Origin of the sequence: Occultella aeris (genome assembly GCF_902703175.1) — a bacterium.
Classification (GTDB): domain Bacteria; phylum Actinomycetota; class Actinomycetes; order Actinomycetales; family Beutenbergiaceae; genus Occultella; species Occultella aeris.
The window spans coordinates 119,750-135,828 of record NZ_CACRYJ010000058.1; the positions used below are offsets into that span (position 1 = coordinate 119,750).

The following is a 16,079-nucleotide window of genomic DNA, read 5'->3' on the forward strand; positions in this document are numbered from 1 at the left end:
ATCAGGCAGTCGTCGATCAGGCCGGGTCTAGCACGAGCACCGCACGCGCGACCTCGCCGCGGTCGGTGACCAGCGCGACCACGTGTCCGTCCGGTGCGAACGCGGCCACCACGCCGTCACGGCCCGACGGTGGCACGCGGCGCCCGTACCGCAGTTCGGTGGTCTCGGCGTCCGTCAGGTCACGGCCCGGCAGGGTCCGACGGGCGACCTCGCTCATCCCCAGGGCGCGGACGCCGTCGTCGGCCAGGTCCGTCAGGGTCTGCGCCTGCGCCACGTCGAAGTCGCCCACCTGGGTCCGGCGCAATGCCGTGAGGTGACCGGCGCTGTCGAGCGCGGCACCGAGGTCACGCGCGAGCGCGCGCACGTAGGTGCCGCTGGAGCAGCGCACCTCGACGTCGAGATCCTGGACGAGGGTGCCGTCGGCGGCGACGCCGGGCCGCCGCGCGAGCACCTCGAACGCATGGACGGTGACCGGCCGGGCCGGCAGGTCCACGTCCTCACCGGCGCGCACCCGGGCGTAGGACCGCTTGCCATCGACCTTGATCGCACTGACGGCGCTCGGTACCTGCTCGATCGCACCGGTGAGGCCGGCGACGGCGGAGCGCACCGCCTCGTCGTCGGTCTCGGGCAGGCCCGGGGTCGCCGTGATCTCGCCCTCGGCGTCGTCGCTGACGGTCGCCTGCCCGAGCCGGATCGTGGCCAGGTACGTCTTGTCCGCCCCGACCAGATACGTCAGCAACCGGGTGGCGCGGTTGACGCCCAGCACCAGCAGGCCCGTGGCCATCGGGTCGAGGGTGCCGGCGTGCCCGACCTTCTTCGTGCCGGCGAACCTTCGTACCCGGGCGACGACATCGTGGGAGGTCAGACCGTCCGGCTTGTCGACGAGGACGATCCCGTCGATCATCGGGTGCCCCGCGCGATCCGGCCGATCGAGCACTCGACCAGCGCGGCCAGGTTCTCGTCCTCGTCCACGTGCCGGGGCGCCTCGAGCGCGGAGAGCACATTGAGCAGCATCCCGGTCGCCACGAAGGTGCGCGCTGCGTCCACGTCTGCGCCGGTACGGCTGCGGTACAGCTCGAACACGCGGCCAAGGACCTCACGGGCGCGCGTGCCGACGGCGGCGGGTTCGGCGCCGACCACGAATCCGTGCATGAGGACCCGGAGCCAGTTCGGGTCCCCGATGAGGTCTGTGTAGGCGTCCGCCATCCGCTCCTTCGCATCCGGACCGGGCGCGACCCGCTCGAACCGTTCCAGGATCTGGCCCGCGACATGGTCGAACACCTCGACGAAGAGGTCTGCCTTCGTGCCGAACAGCCGCACGACGTAGGGCTGTGACACCCCGGCGACCCGTGCCACCTGATCCGTGGTCGTACCGGCGTAGCCGCCCTCCGCGAACGCGACGATGGCCGCGGCAAGGATCTGTTCGCGCCGCTCGACCCGGTTCATGCGGCGGGCCCCCTCGGTCGTAGTGGCCTCGTCGGAATCCATGGTTGACAGGTTATCAGCGGATAACTACCGTCACTCTCGCATCTTGTAATCAGTTGATGCCAACTTTCCGATCGGAGACCTCTGTGACAACCACCCTGGTTCGCGACGACCCGGCCGGCACCCCGGCGACCGCCCGGCGGGCGGCCGTCTGGCTCGCGCTGCTCGCGGCCTCCCTGCCGATGTTCATGGCGACGCTCGACAACCTCGTGATGACCGGCGCGCTGCCCGTCATCGCCGCCGAGCTGCACCCATCCGTGGAGCAGCTGCAATGGTTCGTGAACGCGTACACGCTCGCCTTCGCGACGTTCATGATCCCGGCGGCCACGCTCGGCGACCGGCTCGGCCGACGCCGCATCTTCCTGGCCGGCATCGTCGTGTTCACGCTGGGCTCCGTGGCCGCCGCGCTGTCCGGGTCCGCGGAGGCACTCATCGCGGCCCGGGCGCTCCAGGGTGTCGGCGCCGCCGCGATCCTGCCACTGTCCCTGACGCTCCTGGCCGACGCCGTGCCGGACCACCGGCGGCCGCTCGCGATCGGGATCTGGGGCGGCGTGTCGGGCCTCGGCATCGCGATCGGCCCGCTCGTCGGCGGTGCCGTGGTCGAGGGCGTGAACTGGGCGGCCATCTTCTGGCTGAACGTGCCGGTCGCCGCCGTCGCGATCCCCCTCGTCCTCCGCGGCCTGAGGGCGACCAGGGGTCGGCGTCAGCGGCTCGACCTGCCCGGCCTGCTCCTGGCCGGAACGGGAATCCTCGTCGGGGTCTGGGCGATCGTCGACGCGAACGAGGCGGGGTGGTCCTCGGTGCGCATCATCGCGATGCTGGCCGCCGCCGTCGTGCTCCTGGCCCTGTTCGTGCTGCGTCAGGCGCGCACGGACCACCCGCTCGTGCCCCTTCGGCTCTACCGCCTGCGGAGCTTCAGCGCGGCGAACGCCGCCGCATTCACATTCTCGCTCGGCATGTTCGGCGCGGTCTTCCTGCTCACGCAGTTCCTGCAGATCTCCCAGGGCTTCTCGCCCCTGGAGGCCGGCGTCCGTACGCTGCCCTGGACGGCAGCACCCATGCTCGTCGCACCCCTCGCCGGTTTTCTGGTCGGCCGCATCGGGGCGCGCCCACTCGTGGTGACCGGCCTCGCCCTGCAGACCGTGGCGCTCGGGTGGATGGCATGGGGCATCCACTCCGACCCGTCCGTCTACGCGGCGCTGGTGCCCGCGTTCGTGCTCGCCGGCCTCGGCATGGGCCTGACGTTCGCGCCCCTGTCCACCGCCGTGCTCGCCGATGTGGCGGAGTCCGAGCGGGCGACCGCCTCGAGCGTCAACTCGACCATGCGGGAGATCGGTGTGACGCTCGGCGTGGCCGTCCTGACCGCGGTCTTCCTCGGGGCGGGCGGCGGCTTCGAACCCGATACCTACGCGAGCGGGCTGGTACCGGCGCTCGCCGTCGGAGCGGCCACGCTCGCCGTCGCCACCGGGGCGTCCATGTTCCTACCCCGCCACCGGCGCGGTTGAGGCCGGCCGGGCAGTGCGGCGGCGAGGCCGGTCAGGCCTCGCTGCTGCCGTCGTCGGTCGCCGGCTTCTTGTACGGGTCGGCCTCGCCCGCGTACGCCGCGCCTTCGCGCAGACGTGCGAGTTCGGCGTCGTGTTCGGCCGCCTTGCGCAGAGCGTCCTCGAGGTGGGCGGCCGTCTCCGGCACCGCGTCGAGGACGAACTCCAGGGTGGGGGTGAGCCGGATCCCGGTCTGCTTGCCCACCTCGGACCGGATCAGCCCGCGGGCGGACTCCAGGGCCGCGGCCGAGTCGACCCGCGCCTCGTCGTCGCCGAGGACGGTGTAGAACACCGTCGCGTGCTGGAGGTCACCGGTGACCCGGACGTCGGTCACGGTCACGAAACCGAGCCGTGGGTCCTTGATCCGGGTGTCCAGCATGGTCGCGACGATCTGCTGGATCCGGTCGCTGAGCTTGCGCGCACGTCCGCTGTCTGCCATGACCGTGCTCCTCCTCCTGTGGTCGGTACCTGAGCGGCACCACTGTTGTGATCACGATGGCTGCGTGGGCCGGGCGGGAGAGATCCCGCCCGGCCCACGCGGAGCCGACACCGTGCCGATTGGCCGACGCTCAGGCCCGCGGCTTCTCGCGCATCTCGAAGGTCTCGATCGTGTCGCCCTCCTGGATGTCCCGGTACCCGAGGCCGATACCGCACTCGAAGCCCTCGCGGACCTCGGTGACGTCATCCTTCTCGCGACGCAGGGACTCGACCGTGAGGTTGTCGGCGATGACGACGCCATCGCGCAACAGCCGGGCCTTCGTGTTCCGCCGGATCGTGCCCGAGCGGATGATCGAACCGGCGATGCTGCCGACCTTCGAGGAACGGAAGACCTGGCGCACCTCGGCGGTACCGAGCTGAGCCTCCTCGAACTCCGGCTTGAGCATGCCCTTGAGCGCAGCCTCGACGTCCTCGATCGCGGAGTAGATGACCGAGTAGTACTTGATCTCGACACCTTCGCGGTCGGCCAGCTCGGTGACCCGCTCCGCGGGCCGCACGTTGAAGCCGATGATGACGGCGTTGTCCACCGTCGCCAGGTTGACGTCGTTCTGCGTGATCGCACCGACACCGCGGTGGATGATCCGCAGCTCGACCTCGTCGCCCACGTCGATCTTGAGCAGCGCGTCCTCGAGTGCCTCCACGGCACCGGAGACATCGCCCTTGAGGACCAGGTTGAGGGTCTCGACCTTGCCCTGCTCGAGCGCCTGGGTGAAGTCCTCGAGCGAGATCCGCTTGCGGCGCTTGGCCAGCGTGGCGGCCCGTTCCGCGGCCTCACGCTTGTCGGCGATCTGACGGGCCGTGCGGTCGTCCGGGGCCACCAGGAAGGTGTCACCGGCGCGCGGCACTGAGGTCAGACCGAGGACCTGCACCGGACGAGCCGGACTCGCCTCGGGCACGGTCTCACCGTGCTCGTCGAACATCGCGCGGACCCGGCCGTGGGCCGTCCCCGCCACGATGGCGTCCCCGACGCGCAGCGTCCCGGACTGGACCAGCACGGTCGCGACGGCGCCGCGCCCCTTGTCCAGGTTGGCCTCGATGGCCACACCACGGGCGTCCTTGTTGGGGTTCGCCCGCAGTTCCAGCGCGGCATCCGCGGTCAGCAGAACGGCCTCGAGAAGCTCGTCGATGCCGGTGCGGTTACGCGCCGAGACGTTCACGAACATGGTGTCGCCGCCGTACTCCTCAGCCACCAGGTTGTACTCGGTGAGCTGCTGGCGGATCTTGTCCGGGTTGGCGTCCGGCTTGTCCACCTTGTTCACGGCGACCACGATCGGCACACCGGCCGCCTGCACGTGGTTCAGCGCCTCCACGGTCTGCGGCATCACGCCGTCGTCCGCGGCGACCACCAGGATCGCGATGTCGGTCACCTGCGCACCACGGGCACGCATGGCGGTGAACGCCTCGTGACCGGGGGTGTCGATGAACGTGATCGCACGGTCGGCGCCCTCGTGCTGGGTCTGCACCTGGTAGGCACCGATGTGCTGGGTGATGCCACCGGCTTCGCCGGCCACCACGTCGGTGCTGCGGATCGCGTCGAGCAGCCGCGTCTTACCGTGGTCGACGTGACCCATGACGGTCACGACCGGCGGCCGGGGCTCCAGGTCCGAATCGTCCTCGGCGGCCTCTTCGGCCTCGAGGTCGATGTCGAACGTGCCGAGCAGCTCGCGGTCCTCCTCCTCGGGCGAGACGATCTCGATGACGTACCCGAGCTCGGCGCCGAGGGACTGGAACGTGTCCTCGTCCAGCGACTGGGTCGCGGTCGCCATCTCACCGAGGTGGAACAGGACCGTGACCAGGCTCGCGGGGTTCGCATCGATCCGGTCCGCGAAATCCGCCAGGGACGCACCGGCCCGGATCCGGATGACGGTGGAGCCGTCGCCACGGGGGACCTGGACGCCGCCGATGGACGGCGCGGACTGCTGCTCGAACTCTTGACGCTTCGCCCGCTTGGACTTGCGGCCACGGACGGGACGGCCACCGGCGCGACCGAACGCACCCTGGGTGCCGCCACGCCCTCCTCGGCCACCGCCGCCGGGACGGCCGCCGAAGCCACCGCCACCACCAGCACCTGGGCCACCGCCGCCGCCGGGACGGCCGCCGAAGCCACCGCCACCACCAGCACCGCCGGGGCCACCACGGCCACCGCCGGGTGCGCCACGTCCACCACCGGGGCCGCCACCACGGGCGGGAGCACCGGGGCGGGACACGGCACTACGGCCGGGCATCATGCCCGGGGTGGGCCGGTTGGCACCACCGGGGCGCGGTCCGCCGGTGCCGCCCGGACGCGGTCCGGCTGCGCCGGTGCCGCCCGGACGGGGCATGCCCTGCGACGGCGCGAACGGGTTGTTGCCGGGACGGGGCGGTCGAGGGCCGCCGGTGCGGTCGCCACGGTCGGGACGGTCGCCACGATCCGGGCGGTCGCCGCGGTCGGGGCGCTCGCCACGCTCGGGTCGGGCGCCGGGGCGGGGCATGCCCTGCGACGGCGCGAACGGGTTGTTGCCGGGACGCGCCGTCGACGGGCGCGGCGCCGGCCGGGCGCCCGGCGTGGGCCGGTCGGCAGAGTCGGCCTTGGCCTCGTCGGGACGCTCCTGCGGAGTCCGCGGACCGGGGGCCGGGGCCTTCGCAGCTGGTGCGGCCGGAGCCTCGGCGGCGGCCGGAGGAGGTGTCGCGGGCGCCTCGGCGACCGGTGCGGCCTGGCTCGGTGCAGGTGCGGCCTGCTCGACCGGAGCCGCGGGAACGGCCTCGGACGCAGGCTTCGCCGCCGCCTGGCGCGGGGCCGGGGCGGGCTTGCTGGCGGGCTTCTTCGCCGGGGCGGCCGGTGCGGCCTCCGCGGCCGGGAAGGCCTCGCGGAGCCGCCGCTGGACCGGCGGCTCGATGGTGGATGAGGCGGACTTGACGAACTCTCCGAGTTCGTTCAACTTCGCCATCACGGACTTGCTGTCGACGCCGAGCTCTTTCGCTAGCTCGTGGACGCGGACCTTTGCCACAACTCTCCTGTCTCGGTCCGCCCAAGACAGGGACGGACCGTCGTTAGTGCTGCTTACTCATCGCTGGGTACTCATCGGGTGCCCATCGGCTTCTGACCCGCTCTCTTGTTCGATGATCGACGGTGTCGTGCGCACGTTCCGGACGAACCACTCCTCCACCCGGGAGACCTCGGCCGGCGCTTCGAGTCGAAGCGCGCGTCCGATCGCTCGGCGGTTGACGGCGCGGTCCAGGCAGTCGGGATGCGGATGCACCCAGGCTCCCCGTCCCGGTGCGCTCGTGGTCACATCGACGACGACGGCGTGAGCCGCGATCGTTCGATCTGCCACCAGGCGTACCAGGCCGGACCGTGGACCCCGCTCGCGACATCCCACGCAGGTGCGTACCGGTCCGGCGGTCTGGGACCGTCGGATGCTCTCAGTCATCGCAATGACCTCTTAGCTCACGGGTGGCCGGAATCCGGCACACCTGAACGGCATGCGTCTGCAGGTGGGGGTGTCGGGCGCGGAGGCCCACGGATGAGTGTACTACTCCTGCTCGCCCGGCGATCCCGGGTACGCGTCCCCCGGCACCGGGGTGTCGGGCCGGATGTCGATGCGCCACCCGGTCAGGCGGGCGGCCAGACGGGCGTTCTGGCCCTCCTTGCCGATGGCCAGCGAGAGCTGGTAGTCGGGGACCACGACGCGCGCGGAACGGGCTGCCGCGTCGACGATCTCGACGCTGCTGACCCGGGCCGGGGACAGCGCGGACGCCACGAACGTCGCAGGGTCGTCGCTGTAGTCGACGATGTCGATCTTCTCGCCGTGCAGCTCGGCCATGACCGCGCGGACCCGCTGCCCCATCGGACCGATGCAGGCGCCCTTGGCGCCCAGCCCGGCCACCTTGGAGTGCACCGCCATCTTGCTGCGGTGCCCGGCCTCGCGGGCCAGCGCCGCGATCTCGACGCTGCCGTCGGCGACCTCGGGGACCTCGAGGGCGAACAGGCGCCGGACCAGGTTGGGGTGGGTGCGCGAGATCGTGATGGACGGGCCCTTGGGCCCGCGGGTGACCTCGAGCACGTAGGCGCGCAGTCGCTCGCCGTGCGTGTAGGTCTCGGTCGGCACCTGCTCGTGAGCCGGCAGGACCGCCTCGATCCCGCCGATGTCCACCAGGACCACCTTCGGGTTGGAGCCCTGTTGGATCACGCCGGCGACGACGTCGCCCTCCTTGCCACGGAAGGTCCCCAGCACGGCGTCGTCCTCCGCGTCCCGCAGCCGCTGCAGGATCACCTGACGCGCGGTCGAGGTGGCGATCCGACCGAAGTCGGCCGGGGTGTCGTCGTACTCGGGGCCGTAGTCGCCCGGCTCGCCGTCCTCGAGCCGCTCCCGCGCGTACACGGTGACGTGACCGCTGGTGCGGTCCAGCTCGACGCGTGCGTCATCGGCGGCGCCCTCCGTGCGGTGGTACGCGGACAGCAGCGCCTGCTCGATCGCCGAGACGAGGACGTCCAGCGGGATGTCCCGTTCCCGCTCGATCATGCGCAGGGTGTTCATGTCGATGTCCATGAAAACGTTCCTCTCAGTCCTGCGCGTCGTCGACGCGGTGGAAGTCGACCTCGACCGTGCCCCGGACCACGTCGGCCAGGGGGACGATGAGGGGCTCGGCGCGATCGGCAGGGGGCTGCAGGACGATCGCGGTGCCGTCCGCCTCACGGATCCGGCCGGTGAGGGTGCCACCGGAGGTGGTGAGCGTCACCAAGCGGCCCACGGCGCGGCGGAAGTGGCGCGGCTCTGTGAGCGGCCGGGACAGACCCGGGGTGGAGACCTCGAGCAGGTAGGCGCCGTCGATCAGGTCGTCGACCTCGTCCAGGCGCGTGGACACGGCCTTGGACACGTCGGCGAGGAGGTCGGAGTCGACCCCGCCCGGGCCGTCGGCCAGGTCGACCGTGACCTGCACCACCCGGTGCCGGCCCGAGCCGACCACGGACACGGCCTCGAGGAACAGCCCGCCATCGGTGACGGCCGGCTCAAGCGCCTCGAACAACAGGGCGCCCACGTCGGCGCCAGGGCCCTGCGATCGGCTCATCGGACTCTCCTTGTGAAGTTGTCACTGTCTCAGTGATGGTGTGTGGACCAATCATGCCCGCCCAACTCCGGCGGCGCGCGGTCCCCGCGGCGAACACCCCAGCGTAGGTGTGCGCCGTGGCAGGATCAACGCGTGCACACCTCCGTCCGCCACTCCCAGGGGCGCCTCCTCGGCGCCCTGCTTGTGTCCGGCGCCCTCCTGCTGGCCGGGTGCGGGGTGCGCTTGGACGGGCCGCCTCCGGAGGTCCCGAGCCCCGAACCCGGCGAGATCCTGCGGCAGGAGGCCGCGCTTGAGACGGCGGAGATCCTGGCGCTCGCCGAGGCCGCCGGGGCGGAGGCGCAGGCGTCCGGCGCGACCGGGGACGCGCCGGGTGATCTCGCGCACATTGCCTCCGACGCGACCACCCACCTGACCGATCTCGGTGGTGTATGGACCGCGCCGCCGCGGCCCTCGGCGACCGACGGCGCCGACTCCGGCGACGAGGCCACCGAACCCGCCCCCACGCCGTCGGGCCCGGTCACCGGTGAGGACGTGCTCGACGCGCTCGAGGGCTCCACGGCCGCCGATAGCGCCGCCGATCCGGACGCCGACGCGGACCTGGCGACCCTGCTCGCCTCGATCGCGATCAACCGGGCACTGTGGGCCGCCGAGCTCCGCGCCGACCTCGGTCTGCCGGGCGGCCCCGACGGCTCAGCCGATCCGGCTACCGCCGACCTCGACATTCCGGACCCGCTCCCGGCGTCGGCGGCGCCGGTGGTACGAACCCTGGACGCGCTCGGCTACACCCAGGAGGTCATCGCGGCCCGCGGGGACTCCTCCGAGCGCGGCGAGGCGGCCGCTGCGGCCCTCACGCTGCGCGACATGGCGGAGGACGTCGCCGTCGCGGCCGGCATCGACGGCACCGACGCGGACCCCCGCGTGGCGGCGTACTCGATCGACACCGCGGACCTGCAGGGTGCCCGGGAGACACTCATCGCCGAGCTGCTGCCCGGATGGCTCGCCCAGGTGCCTGACGCCGAGACCGCCGTCCGGGCGCCGCTGATCGCGCTGGCGACGCAGGCCGCGTTCCTCGGCCAGGACCCGGACCTGCGGATCGCGACGTATCCCGGCCTAGGCTGACGCCCCTGCGAGCAACTCCAGCAGGCGGGCCACGGCCGCGTCGGGCGCCAGCTCCTCCCGGTCGCCGGAGGCGCGGGTGCGGACCTCCACCACGCCGTCGGCCAGCCCACGACCGACCACCAGCGCGAACGGCAGTCCGAGCAGCTCGGAGTCGGCGAACTTCACGCCCGCCGAGACCTTGACCCGGTCGTCGTAGAGCACCTCGACGCCGGCCGCCTCCAACTGCGCGGCCAGGCCCTCCGCCGTCGTGAAGACGGCCTCGTCCTTGCCGGTGGCGAGCACGTGCACGTGGGCGGGCGCGACCTGGACCGGCCAGGACAGGCCCTTGTCGTCGCAGGTCTTCTCGGCGATGGCGGCCAGCGCCCGGGTGACCCCGATCCCGTAGGAACCCATGGTGACCGTGACGGCCTTGCCGTTGGAGTCGAGCACCTTCAGGTCGAGGGCCTTGGCGAACTTCTGCCCGAGGGCGAAGATGTGACCGATCTCGATGCCGCGAGCCAGTTCGAGCGGACCGGAACCGTCCGGGGCGGGGTCGCCGACGCGCACCTCGGCGACGTCGATGACGCCGTCTGCGGTGAAGTCCCGCCCGGCGACGAGCCCGAAGACGTGCTTGCCCGCCGCGTTGGCCCCGGTGATCCATGCGGTGCCGTCCACCACTCGCGGGTCGAGCAGGTAACGAACCGCCCCTTCAGCACTGTCGGTGCCGTCGGAGTCACGCGGCGTACCGTTCGGGCCGAGCACGCCGGGTCCGATGTACCCGGCGACCAGCTCGGGGTGGCTGGCCAGGTCCTTCGCGGTGGCCTGCTCGACCTCGGCCGGGAACACGGCGGCCTCGAGGCGCTTGGCGTCCACCTGCCGGTCCCCCGGCAGGCCGATCACGAGCAGCTCCCGGGCGCCGGTGGGCGAGACCAGGGTGACCACGACGTTCTTCAGCGTGTCCGCGCCCGTCCACGCGCCGCCGTCGGGCTTGGCCTGCGTGGCGTTGGCCACGTCGACCAATGACTCGATGGTCGGGGTGTCCGGCGTGTCCGCGACGTACGCGGCGGGCAGGCCGGCGACCACGGCCGCCTCGACCGGCTCCGGCGACGGCGTGTGCACCGCCTCGACGTTCGCGGCGTACCCGCCGGGCGAGCGCACGTAGGTGTCCTCGCCGATCTCGCACGGGAACAGGAACTCCTCCGAGCGCGAGCCGCCCATCGCCCCGGACATCGCCGAGACGATCACGTAGTCGAGGCCGAGGCGGGTGAAGATCCGCTCGTACGCGGCGCGCTGGGCGTCGTAGGAGGCGGCCAGGCCGGCCTCGTCGATGTCGAAGGAGTAGGCGTCCTTCATGATGAACTCGCGGCCTCGGATCAGGCCGGCGCGCGGGCGGGACTCGTCGCGGTACTTGGTCTGGATCTGGTAGAGCGTGAGCGGGAGCTCCTTGTAGGAGGAGTACAGGTCCTTGACCAGGAGGGTGAACATCTCCTCGTGCGTGGGCGCGAGGAGGTAGTCGGCCTCCTTGCGGTCCTGGAGCCGGAACAGGTTCGGGCCGTACTCGGTCCAGCGGCCGGTCGCCTCGTAGGGCTCCCGCGGCAGCAGCGCCGGGAAGTGCACCTCCTGCGCCCCGGTCGCGTCCATCTCCTCGCGCACGATCGCCTCGACCTTGGCGAGGACCTTCAGTCCGAGCGGCAGCCAGGAGTAGATCCCGGGGGCGGTGCGGCGGATGTAGCCCGCCCGCACCAGGAGGCGGTGGCTCGCGACCTCGGCATCGGCCGGGTCCTCTCGCAGGGTCCGCAGGAACAGTTTCGACATCCGCATCAGCACGCGGGCGAGTCTATCCGCTGCAACTGGCCAGGATTCTCCCTGGCATGAGCCGAACTCCCTTGCCAGACTGGGACGATGCCGGAGCTACCGGAGGTCCAGGGCCTCGTCGACTTCCTCACCGAACGCACCGTCGGCCGCAAGGTCGCCGCCGTGCACGTGCTCGGGATCCAGACGCTGAAGACGTTCTCACCCGCGCCGGACGCGCTCGCCGGCGGAACCGTGGCGGAGGTGGCCCGGCGCGGCAAGTGGCTCGACCTGCGGGTCGAGGACCTGCCCGACGGCGACCTGCACCTGGTCTTCCACCTCGCCCGGGCCGGGTGGTTGCGCTGGCACGAGAAGCTCCCCGGAGGCGTGTCCCGGTCGCCGAAGTCGCCGGTCGCACTGCGGGTCGACCTGGACGACGGGTCCGGTTTCAGCCTGACCGAGGCCGGCACCCGCAAGCGCCTCGCCGTGTACGTGGTGGCCTCCCCCGAGGAGGTTCCGGCGATCGCGAGCCTCGGCATCGAGCCGCTCTCGGCGGAGTTCACCCGGGACGCGTTCGCGGCGATCCTCGCCGGACGCAAGCAGCAGATCAAGGGCGTGCTGCGCGAGCAGGGCACGATCGCCGGGATCGGGAACGCCTACAGTGACGACATCCTGCACGCGGCGCGGATGAGCCCGTTCGCGATCAGCTCTTCGCTCGACGACGAGGCGGTGACCCGGCTGTACAACGCCATCGGGGAGGTGCTCCGGCCCGCGATAGAGGCGTCCTCGGGCCGTCCGGCAGCGGAGCTCAAGGACGCGAAGCGGTCCGGGATGCGCGTGCACGGTCGCGCCGGACAGGAATGCGGGGTCTGCGGGGATGTGATCCGGGAGGTCTCGTTCGCCGACTCGGCCCTGCAGTACTGCGCGACCTGCCAGACCGGCGGGAAGATCCTTGCCGACCGGCGGATGTCGAAGTTGCTCCGCTGAGGCGCGCGACCCCAGGCGCTGAGATCGCACCTACGGGGTCGAGATCGGACACGTTCGTGGTCCGATCTCAAGGGCAAAGGTGCGATGTCAGCGGGGTGGTCCTAGAACAGGATCGTCGCGAACGTCCCCACCTCGCGAAAGCCCACCCTGCGGTAGGCCGCGAGCGCGGGTGCGTTGTAGGAGTTCACGTACAGGGACACCAGCGGGGCCACCTGGGCGCGGGCGTACGCGACCACGGCGGCCATGCCGGCGACGGCGTGGCCCTGGCCGCGCAGGTCCGGGTGCACCCAGACACCCTGGACCTGGGTGACGCCGAGCGCCACGGTGCCGAGCTCGGCCTTGAACACCACGCGACGGCCCTCAGGGCCCTCGTCGATCCGGGACAGCGACCGACCGCCCTGAACCAGGGATCGGACTCGGCGCTCGTATCCTCCACCGGCCATCAGCGGGGAGTAGCCGACCTCCTCGGTGAACATCGCCACGCACGCCGGCAGCAGCAGGTCGAGGTCGTTCACGGACGTCAGTGAGACCCCGGGGTCGGGTGCGACGAGCGGGTCGCCGTCGATGACCATGGACGGCTGGTCGGGGCGGATGTCCCTTGGCGTGGGCGCGAAGCCGCGCATCGCCTCCCACAGCCGCATCACGTCGTGGGCGGGGCCGACCACCGAGGAGAACCGGCGCGAGCGTCGCCGCACGTGATCGGCGACGGCCTCGACCGCGACGTCCGACAGGCGCAACGGCACCAGGTTCCCGCCGGTCCAGCACAGACCGGTCAGCCCGTGGGGTTCCCGGATGCACAGGAGCTGGTCGCGGTAGAACCCGTAGGAGGACATCGCCTCGACGTGCTCGCCCAGCAGAGCGGCGTCGACCGGGTCCTGTTTGGCGAACGCGATCAACTCGGCCACGTCCGCCGAGCGCGCGTCCTGGACCACCACATCGGGGTGGGTCTGCAGGGGTGCGCGCCATGGCCACGTCGGCATGTTGCGATTGTGCCTCACCCGGCGGGTCAGGACACGGTGACGACCGGGCCGCCGGTCGCACCGCCCGGCTGGGCTTCCGCGAGCCGCATGGCCTCCTCGATCAGGGTCTCGACGATGAGCGCCTCGGGCACGGTCTTGATGACCTCGCCCTTGACGAAGATCTGGCCCTTGCCGTTCCCGGAGGCCACCCCGAGGTCGGCCTCCCTGGCCTCCCCCGGCCCGTTCACGACGCAGCCCATGACGGCCACCCGCAGGGGCACCTCCATGCCCTCCAGACCGGCGGTGACGCGCTCGGCGAGCGTGTACACGTCCACCTGGGCGCGCCCGCACGAGGGGCAGGAGACGATCTCGAGCTTGCGCTCAGCCAGGTTCAGCGACTGCAGGATCTGGATGCCGACCTTGACCTCCTCGACCGGGGGCGCGGACAGGGACACCCGGATCGTGTCGCCGATGCCCTGGCTGAGCAGGGCGCCGAACGCGGTCGCGGACTTGATCGTGCCCTGGAACGCCGGGCCGGCTTCGGTGACCCCGAGGTGCAACGGCCAGTCTCCTGCCTCCGAGAGCAGTTCGTAGGCCCGCACCATGACCACCGGGTCGTTGTGCTTGACCGAGATCTTGAAGTCGTGGAAGCCGTGCTCCTCGAACAGTGAGGCCTCCCAGACGGCCGACTCCACGAGTGCCTCGGGGGTGGCCCGGCCGTACTTCTCGAGCAGCCGTCTGTCGAGCGAGCCCGCGTTCACCCCGATCCGTAGCGAGGTGCCGGCATCGGCCGCGGCACGGGCGATCTCCTTGACCTGGTCGTCGAACTTGCGGATGTTGCCCGGGTTCACGCGCACCGCTGCGCAGCCGGCGTCGATGGCGGCGAACACGTACTTGGGCTGGAAGTGGATGTCCGCGATCACCGGGATCTGCGACTTCTTCGCGATCACGGGCAGCGCGGCCGCGTCCTCGGTGGTGGGCACGGCCACCCGGACGATGTCACACCCGGCCGCAGTGAGTTCGGCGATCTGCTGCAGGGTCGCGTTGATGTCGCTCGTCGGCGTTGTGGTCATCGACTGCACCGAGATCGGGGCGCCCCCACCGACGTCGACCGTGCCGACCCGGATCCTGCGGGTGGTTCGCCGCGGTGCCAGCACCGGCGGGGTCTCCTTGACCTCGGGCATGCCCAGACTGATCGGAACGCTCACGCCTCAAGTATCACACCGCGCCCGCCGCGCACGCCTCAGCCCAGCGTGACGGGTTTGACGATGTCGGCGAAGGCCAGCAGCAGGCTCATGCTGCCCAGCACGATGATGACCAGGTACGTGAGCGGCATCAGCTTCGCGGTGTCCGCGTGCCCCGGGTCCGGGCGTCCGAACGCCTGCGCGAGGCGGCGCCTGGCCCCCTCGAACAGGGCTCCGGCGATGTGCCCGCCGTCCAGGGGCAGCAACGGGATCATGTTGAACACGAACAGCGCCATGTTCAGCGACGCCACGAGCGAGAGCAGGTCCGCGGTGCGCTCAGCGGCTCCGTAGTCGGCCGAGTCGATCGAGGCGATCTCGCCGGCGAACCGGCCGACGCCGATCAGCCCGACCACGCCGGGGTCGCGTTCCTCGGTCCCGAACACGGCCTGGGCGATCGCGACCAGACGCTGCGGGAGCGAGAGCACCACGTCGACCGTGCCCGTGAACACCGACCCCACGAAGGCCGGCACTGCGGACAACGGCTGCGGCACCAGCTCGTAAGCCGCCGAGATGCCCACGAACGGCACCGGCGCGAGCACCGGTTCGCCGTCGGCGTCGGTGACCACGGCGCCGTCGGCCACGACCGGTCGGTCCTCGAGGACCGGAGTCACGGTGAGCGTGACGTCCTCGCCGCCTCGGTCGACGACGACCGTCGCGGGCTCGGTGCCGCCGTCGGTGATCGAGGCGGAGATGTCCGCCCACTCGGTGACCGGCTCGCCGTTCCAGGAGACGATCCGGTCCCCTTGCTCGAAGCCGGCCATCGCCGCGGGCGACTCCACGTCGCCGGCGGCGCACTCGCGCTGCTCGGCCGCCGGCACGATGCACTCGGAGACGCTGCTGATCCGGTTGCTGGCCGTCGCGGTCCCGAACGCGGTGAGGATGATCGCGAACAGCACCGTGGAGATGATCAGGTTCACCACGGGTCCGCCGAACATCACGGCCAGCTTCTTCGGGGTGCTGAGCTGGTAGAAGACCCGGTGCCGCTGCCCGTCGGCGAGTTCCTCGCCGATCTCCTGGGCGCTGGCGGAGCGGGCGTCCTCGGCCATCGAGTCCATCAGTCCACGAAGGCCCCGACGGCGCAGCCTCGCCTCAGCGGCGGCATCCGCGCTGACCTCCTCGCGGGCGGGCGGGAACATCCCGACCATCCGCACGTACCCGCCGAGCGGCAGCATCTTGATGCCGTACTCGGTCTCGCCGCGCTTGGTGGACCAGAGCGTCTTGCCGAACCCGACGAAGTACTGGGAGACCTTGACGCCGAACAGTTTCGCGGGCACCAGGTGGCCGATCTCGTGCAGCGCGATGGAGATGATCAGCCCCACCGCCACGAACAGCACGCCCAACCAGAAGTCCATTCCTACCCCAGTGCACCGGGCCCGGGACCGTCCCGGCTGCGCAGTGCCGCCTCAGCGTACGTCGCGTTGCTGAGA

14 protein-coding genes are annotated in these 16,079 nt (G+C 71.5%); 3 read left to right on the top strand and 11 right to left on the bottom strand.

The genetic code is table 11. The features are described from left to right. Positions 1 to 16: 16 nt before the first annotated feature. Both truB and HALOF300_RS19700 read right to left on the bottom strand, forming a co-directional pair. Positions 17 to 904, bottom strand: coding sequence for a tRNA pseudouridine(55) synthase TruB (gene truB / locus HALOF300_RS19695; RefSeq protein ID WP_156742606.1), 888 nt, complete (start codon positions 902 to 904; stop codon positions 17 to 19). Next, positions 901 to 1,488, bottom strand: a complete 588-nt coding sequence (locus HALOF300_RS19700; RefSeq protein WP_231955632.1) for a TetR/AcrR family transcriptional regulator — start codon at positions 1,486 to 1,488, stop codon at positions 901 to 903. Before HALOF300_RS19700 ends, truB begins: the two co-directional genes overlap by 4 nt. Before the next feature lie 83 nt (positions 1,489 to 1,571). On the opposite strand from HALOF300_RS19700, the gene HALOF300_RS19705 reads away from it, so the two are divergent. Further along, on the top strand, positions 1,572 to 2,990 hold the full coding sequence (locus HALOF300_RS19705) for an MFS transporter (protein ID WP_269455314.1): 1,419 nt from the start codon (positions 1,572 to 1,574) through the stop codon (positions 2,988 to 2,990). Between the two features lie 31 nt (positions 2,991 to 3,021). On the opposite strand, the gene rbfA is transcribed toward HALOF300_RS19705, so the two are convergent. The 5 genes from rbfA to HALOF300_RS19730 form a co-directional block, all read right to left on the bottom strand. After that, positions 3,022 to 3,465 (bottom strand): 30S ribosome-binding factor RbfA, encoded by a 444-nt coding sequence (gene rbfA, locus HALOF300_RS19710; RefSeq protein ID WP_154793576.1) that lies wholly within the window; start codon positions 3,463 to 3,465, stop codon positions 3,022 to 3,024. A gap of 130 nt (positions 3,466 to 3,595) precedes the next feature. Then, complete coding sequence (gene infB, locus HALOF300_RS19715; RefSeq protein ID WP_156742608.1) at positions 3,596 to 6,511, bottom strand: translation initiation factor IF-2; 2,916 nt, start codon at positions 6,509 to 6,511, stop codon at positions 3,596 to 3,598. Positions 6,512 to 6,568: 57 nt separating this feature from the next. Then, a complete protein-coding gene (locus HALOF300_RS19720) occupies positions 6,569 to 6,934 on the bottom strand; it encodes a YlxR family protein (protein ID WP_154793574.1) in 366 nt (121 codons plus the stop codon). Between the two features lie 102 nt (positions 6,935 to 7,036). Then, on the bottom strand, positions 7,037 to 8,053 hold the full coding sequence (gene nusA / locus HALOF300_RS19725; protein ID WP_156742609.1) for a transcription termination factor NusA: 1,017 nt from the start codon (positions 8,051 to 8,053) through the stop codon (positions 7,037 to 7,039). Positions 8,054 to 8,066: 13 nt separating this feature from the next. Continuing rightward, positions 8,067 to 8,573, bottom strand: coding sequence for a ribosome maturation factor RimP (locus HALOF300_RS19730; protein ID WP_156742610.1), 507 nt, complete (start codon positions 8,571 to 8,573; stop codon positions 8,067 to 8,069). A 132-nt stretch (positions 8,574 to 8,705) separates the two neighbouring features. Here HALOF300_RS19730 and HALOF300_RS19735 point away from each other — a divergent pair, with 132 nt between their 5' ends. Next, on the top strand, positions 8,706 to 9,692 hold the full coding sequence (locus tag HALOF300_RS19735) for a hypothetical protein (RefSeq protein WP_156742611.1): 987 nt from the start codon (positions 8,706 to 8,708) through the stop codon (positions 9,690 to 9,692). On the opposite strand, the gene HALOF300_RS19740 is transcribed toward HALOF300_RS19735, so the two are convergent. After that, positions 9,684 to 11,498: a proline--tRNA ligase gene (locus tag HALOF300_RS19740; protein WP_156742612.1), complete on the bottom strand. Its 1,815-nt coding sequence runs from the start codon at positions 11,496 to 11,498 to the stop codon at positions 9,684 to 9,686. The two genes, HALOF300_RS19735 and HALOF300_RS19740, sit on opposite strands and share 9 nt — an antisense overlap. A gap of 75 nt (positions 11,499 to 11,573) precedes the next feature. On the opposite strand from HALOF300_RS19740, the gene HALOF300_RS19745 reads away from it, so the two are divergent. After that, a complete protein-coding gene (locus tag HALOF300_RS19745) occupies positions 11,574 to 12,449 on the top strand; it encodes an Fpg/Nei family DNA glycosylase (RefSeq protein ID WP_156742613.1) in 876 nt (291 codons plus the stop codon). Between the two features lie 101 nt (positions 12,450 to 12,550). Here HALOF300_RS19745 and HALOF300_RS19750 read toward each other — a convergent pair whose 3' ends face one another. From HALOF300_RS19750 to HALOF300_RS19760, 3 genes are read right to left on the bottom strand one after another with little or no spacing between them, the layout of a single operon-like run. Beyond that, entirely contained in the window at positions 12,551 to 13,429 is an 879-nt protein-coding gene (locus tag HALOF300_RS19750; RefSeq protein ID WP_156742614.1) for a GNAT family N-acetyltransferase, read from the bottom strand. Between the two features lie 26 nt (positions 13,430 to 13,455). Beyond that, positions 13,456 to 14,616, bottom strand: a complete 1,161-nt coding sequence (gene ispG / locus HALOF300_RS19755; protein ID WP_156742615.1) for a flavodoxin-dependent (E)-4-hydroxy-3-methylbut-2-enyl-diphosphate synthase — start codon at positions 14,614 to 14,616, stop codon at positions 13,456 to 13,458. Between the two features lie 35 nt (positions 14,617 to 14,651). Next, positions 14,652 to 16,004: a M50 family metallopeptidase gene (locus HALOF300_RS19760; protein WP_156742616.1), complete on the bottom strand. Its 1,353-nt coding sequence runs from the start codon at positions 16,002 to 16,004 to the stop codon at positions 14,652 to 14,654. Between the last annotated feature and the right edge of the window lie 75 nt (positions 16,005 to 16,079).

Bases quoted from the DNA above. Each gene is read 5' to 3' on its own strand.
- truB (WP_156742606.1), bottom strand. From the start codon at position 904: ATGATCGACGGGATCGTCCTCGTCGACAAGCCGGACGGTCTGACCTCC.
- nusA (WP_156742609.1), bottom strand. From the start codon at position 8,053: ATGGACATCGACATGAACACCCTGCGCATGATCGAGCGGGAACGGGAC.
- HALOF300_RS19720 (WP_154793574.1), bottom strand. From the start codon at position 6,934: ATGACTGAGAGCATCCGACGGTCCCAGACCGCCGGACCGGTACGCACC.
- HALOF300_RS19750 (WP_156742614.1), bottom strand. From the start codon at position 13,429: ATGCCGACGTGGCCATGGCGCGCACCCCTGCAGACCCACCCCGATGTG.
- HALOF300_RS19760 (WP_156742616.1), bottom strand. From the start codon at position 16,004: ATGGACTTCTGGTTGGGCGTGCTGTTCGTGGCGGTGGGGCTGATCATC.
- HALOF300_RS19730 (WP_156742610.1), bottom strand. From the start codon at position 8,573: ATGAGCCGATCGCAGGGCCCTGGCGCCGACGTGGGCGCCCTGTTGTTC.
- HALOF300_RS19700 (WP_231955632.1), bottom strand. From the start codon at position 1,488: ATGGATTCCGACGAGGCCACTACGACCGAGGGGGCCCGCCGCATGAAC.
- HALOF300_RS19745 (WP_156742613.1), top strand. From the start codon at position 11,574: ATGCCGGAGCTACCGGAGGTCCAGGGCCTCGTCGACTTCCTCACCGAA.
- rbfA (WP_154793576.1), bottom strand. From the start codon at position 3,465: ATGGCAGACAGCGGACGTGCGCGCAAGCTCAGCGACCGGATCCAGCAG.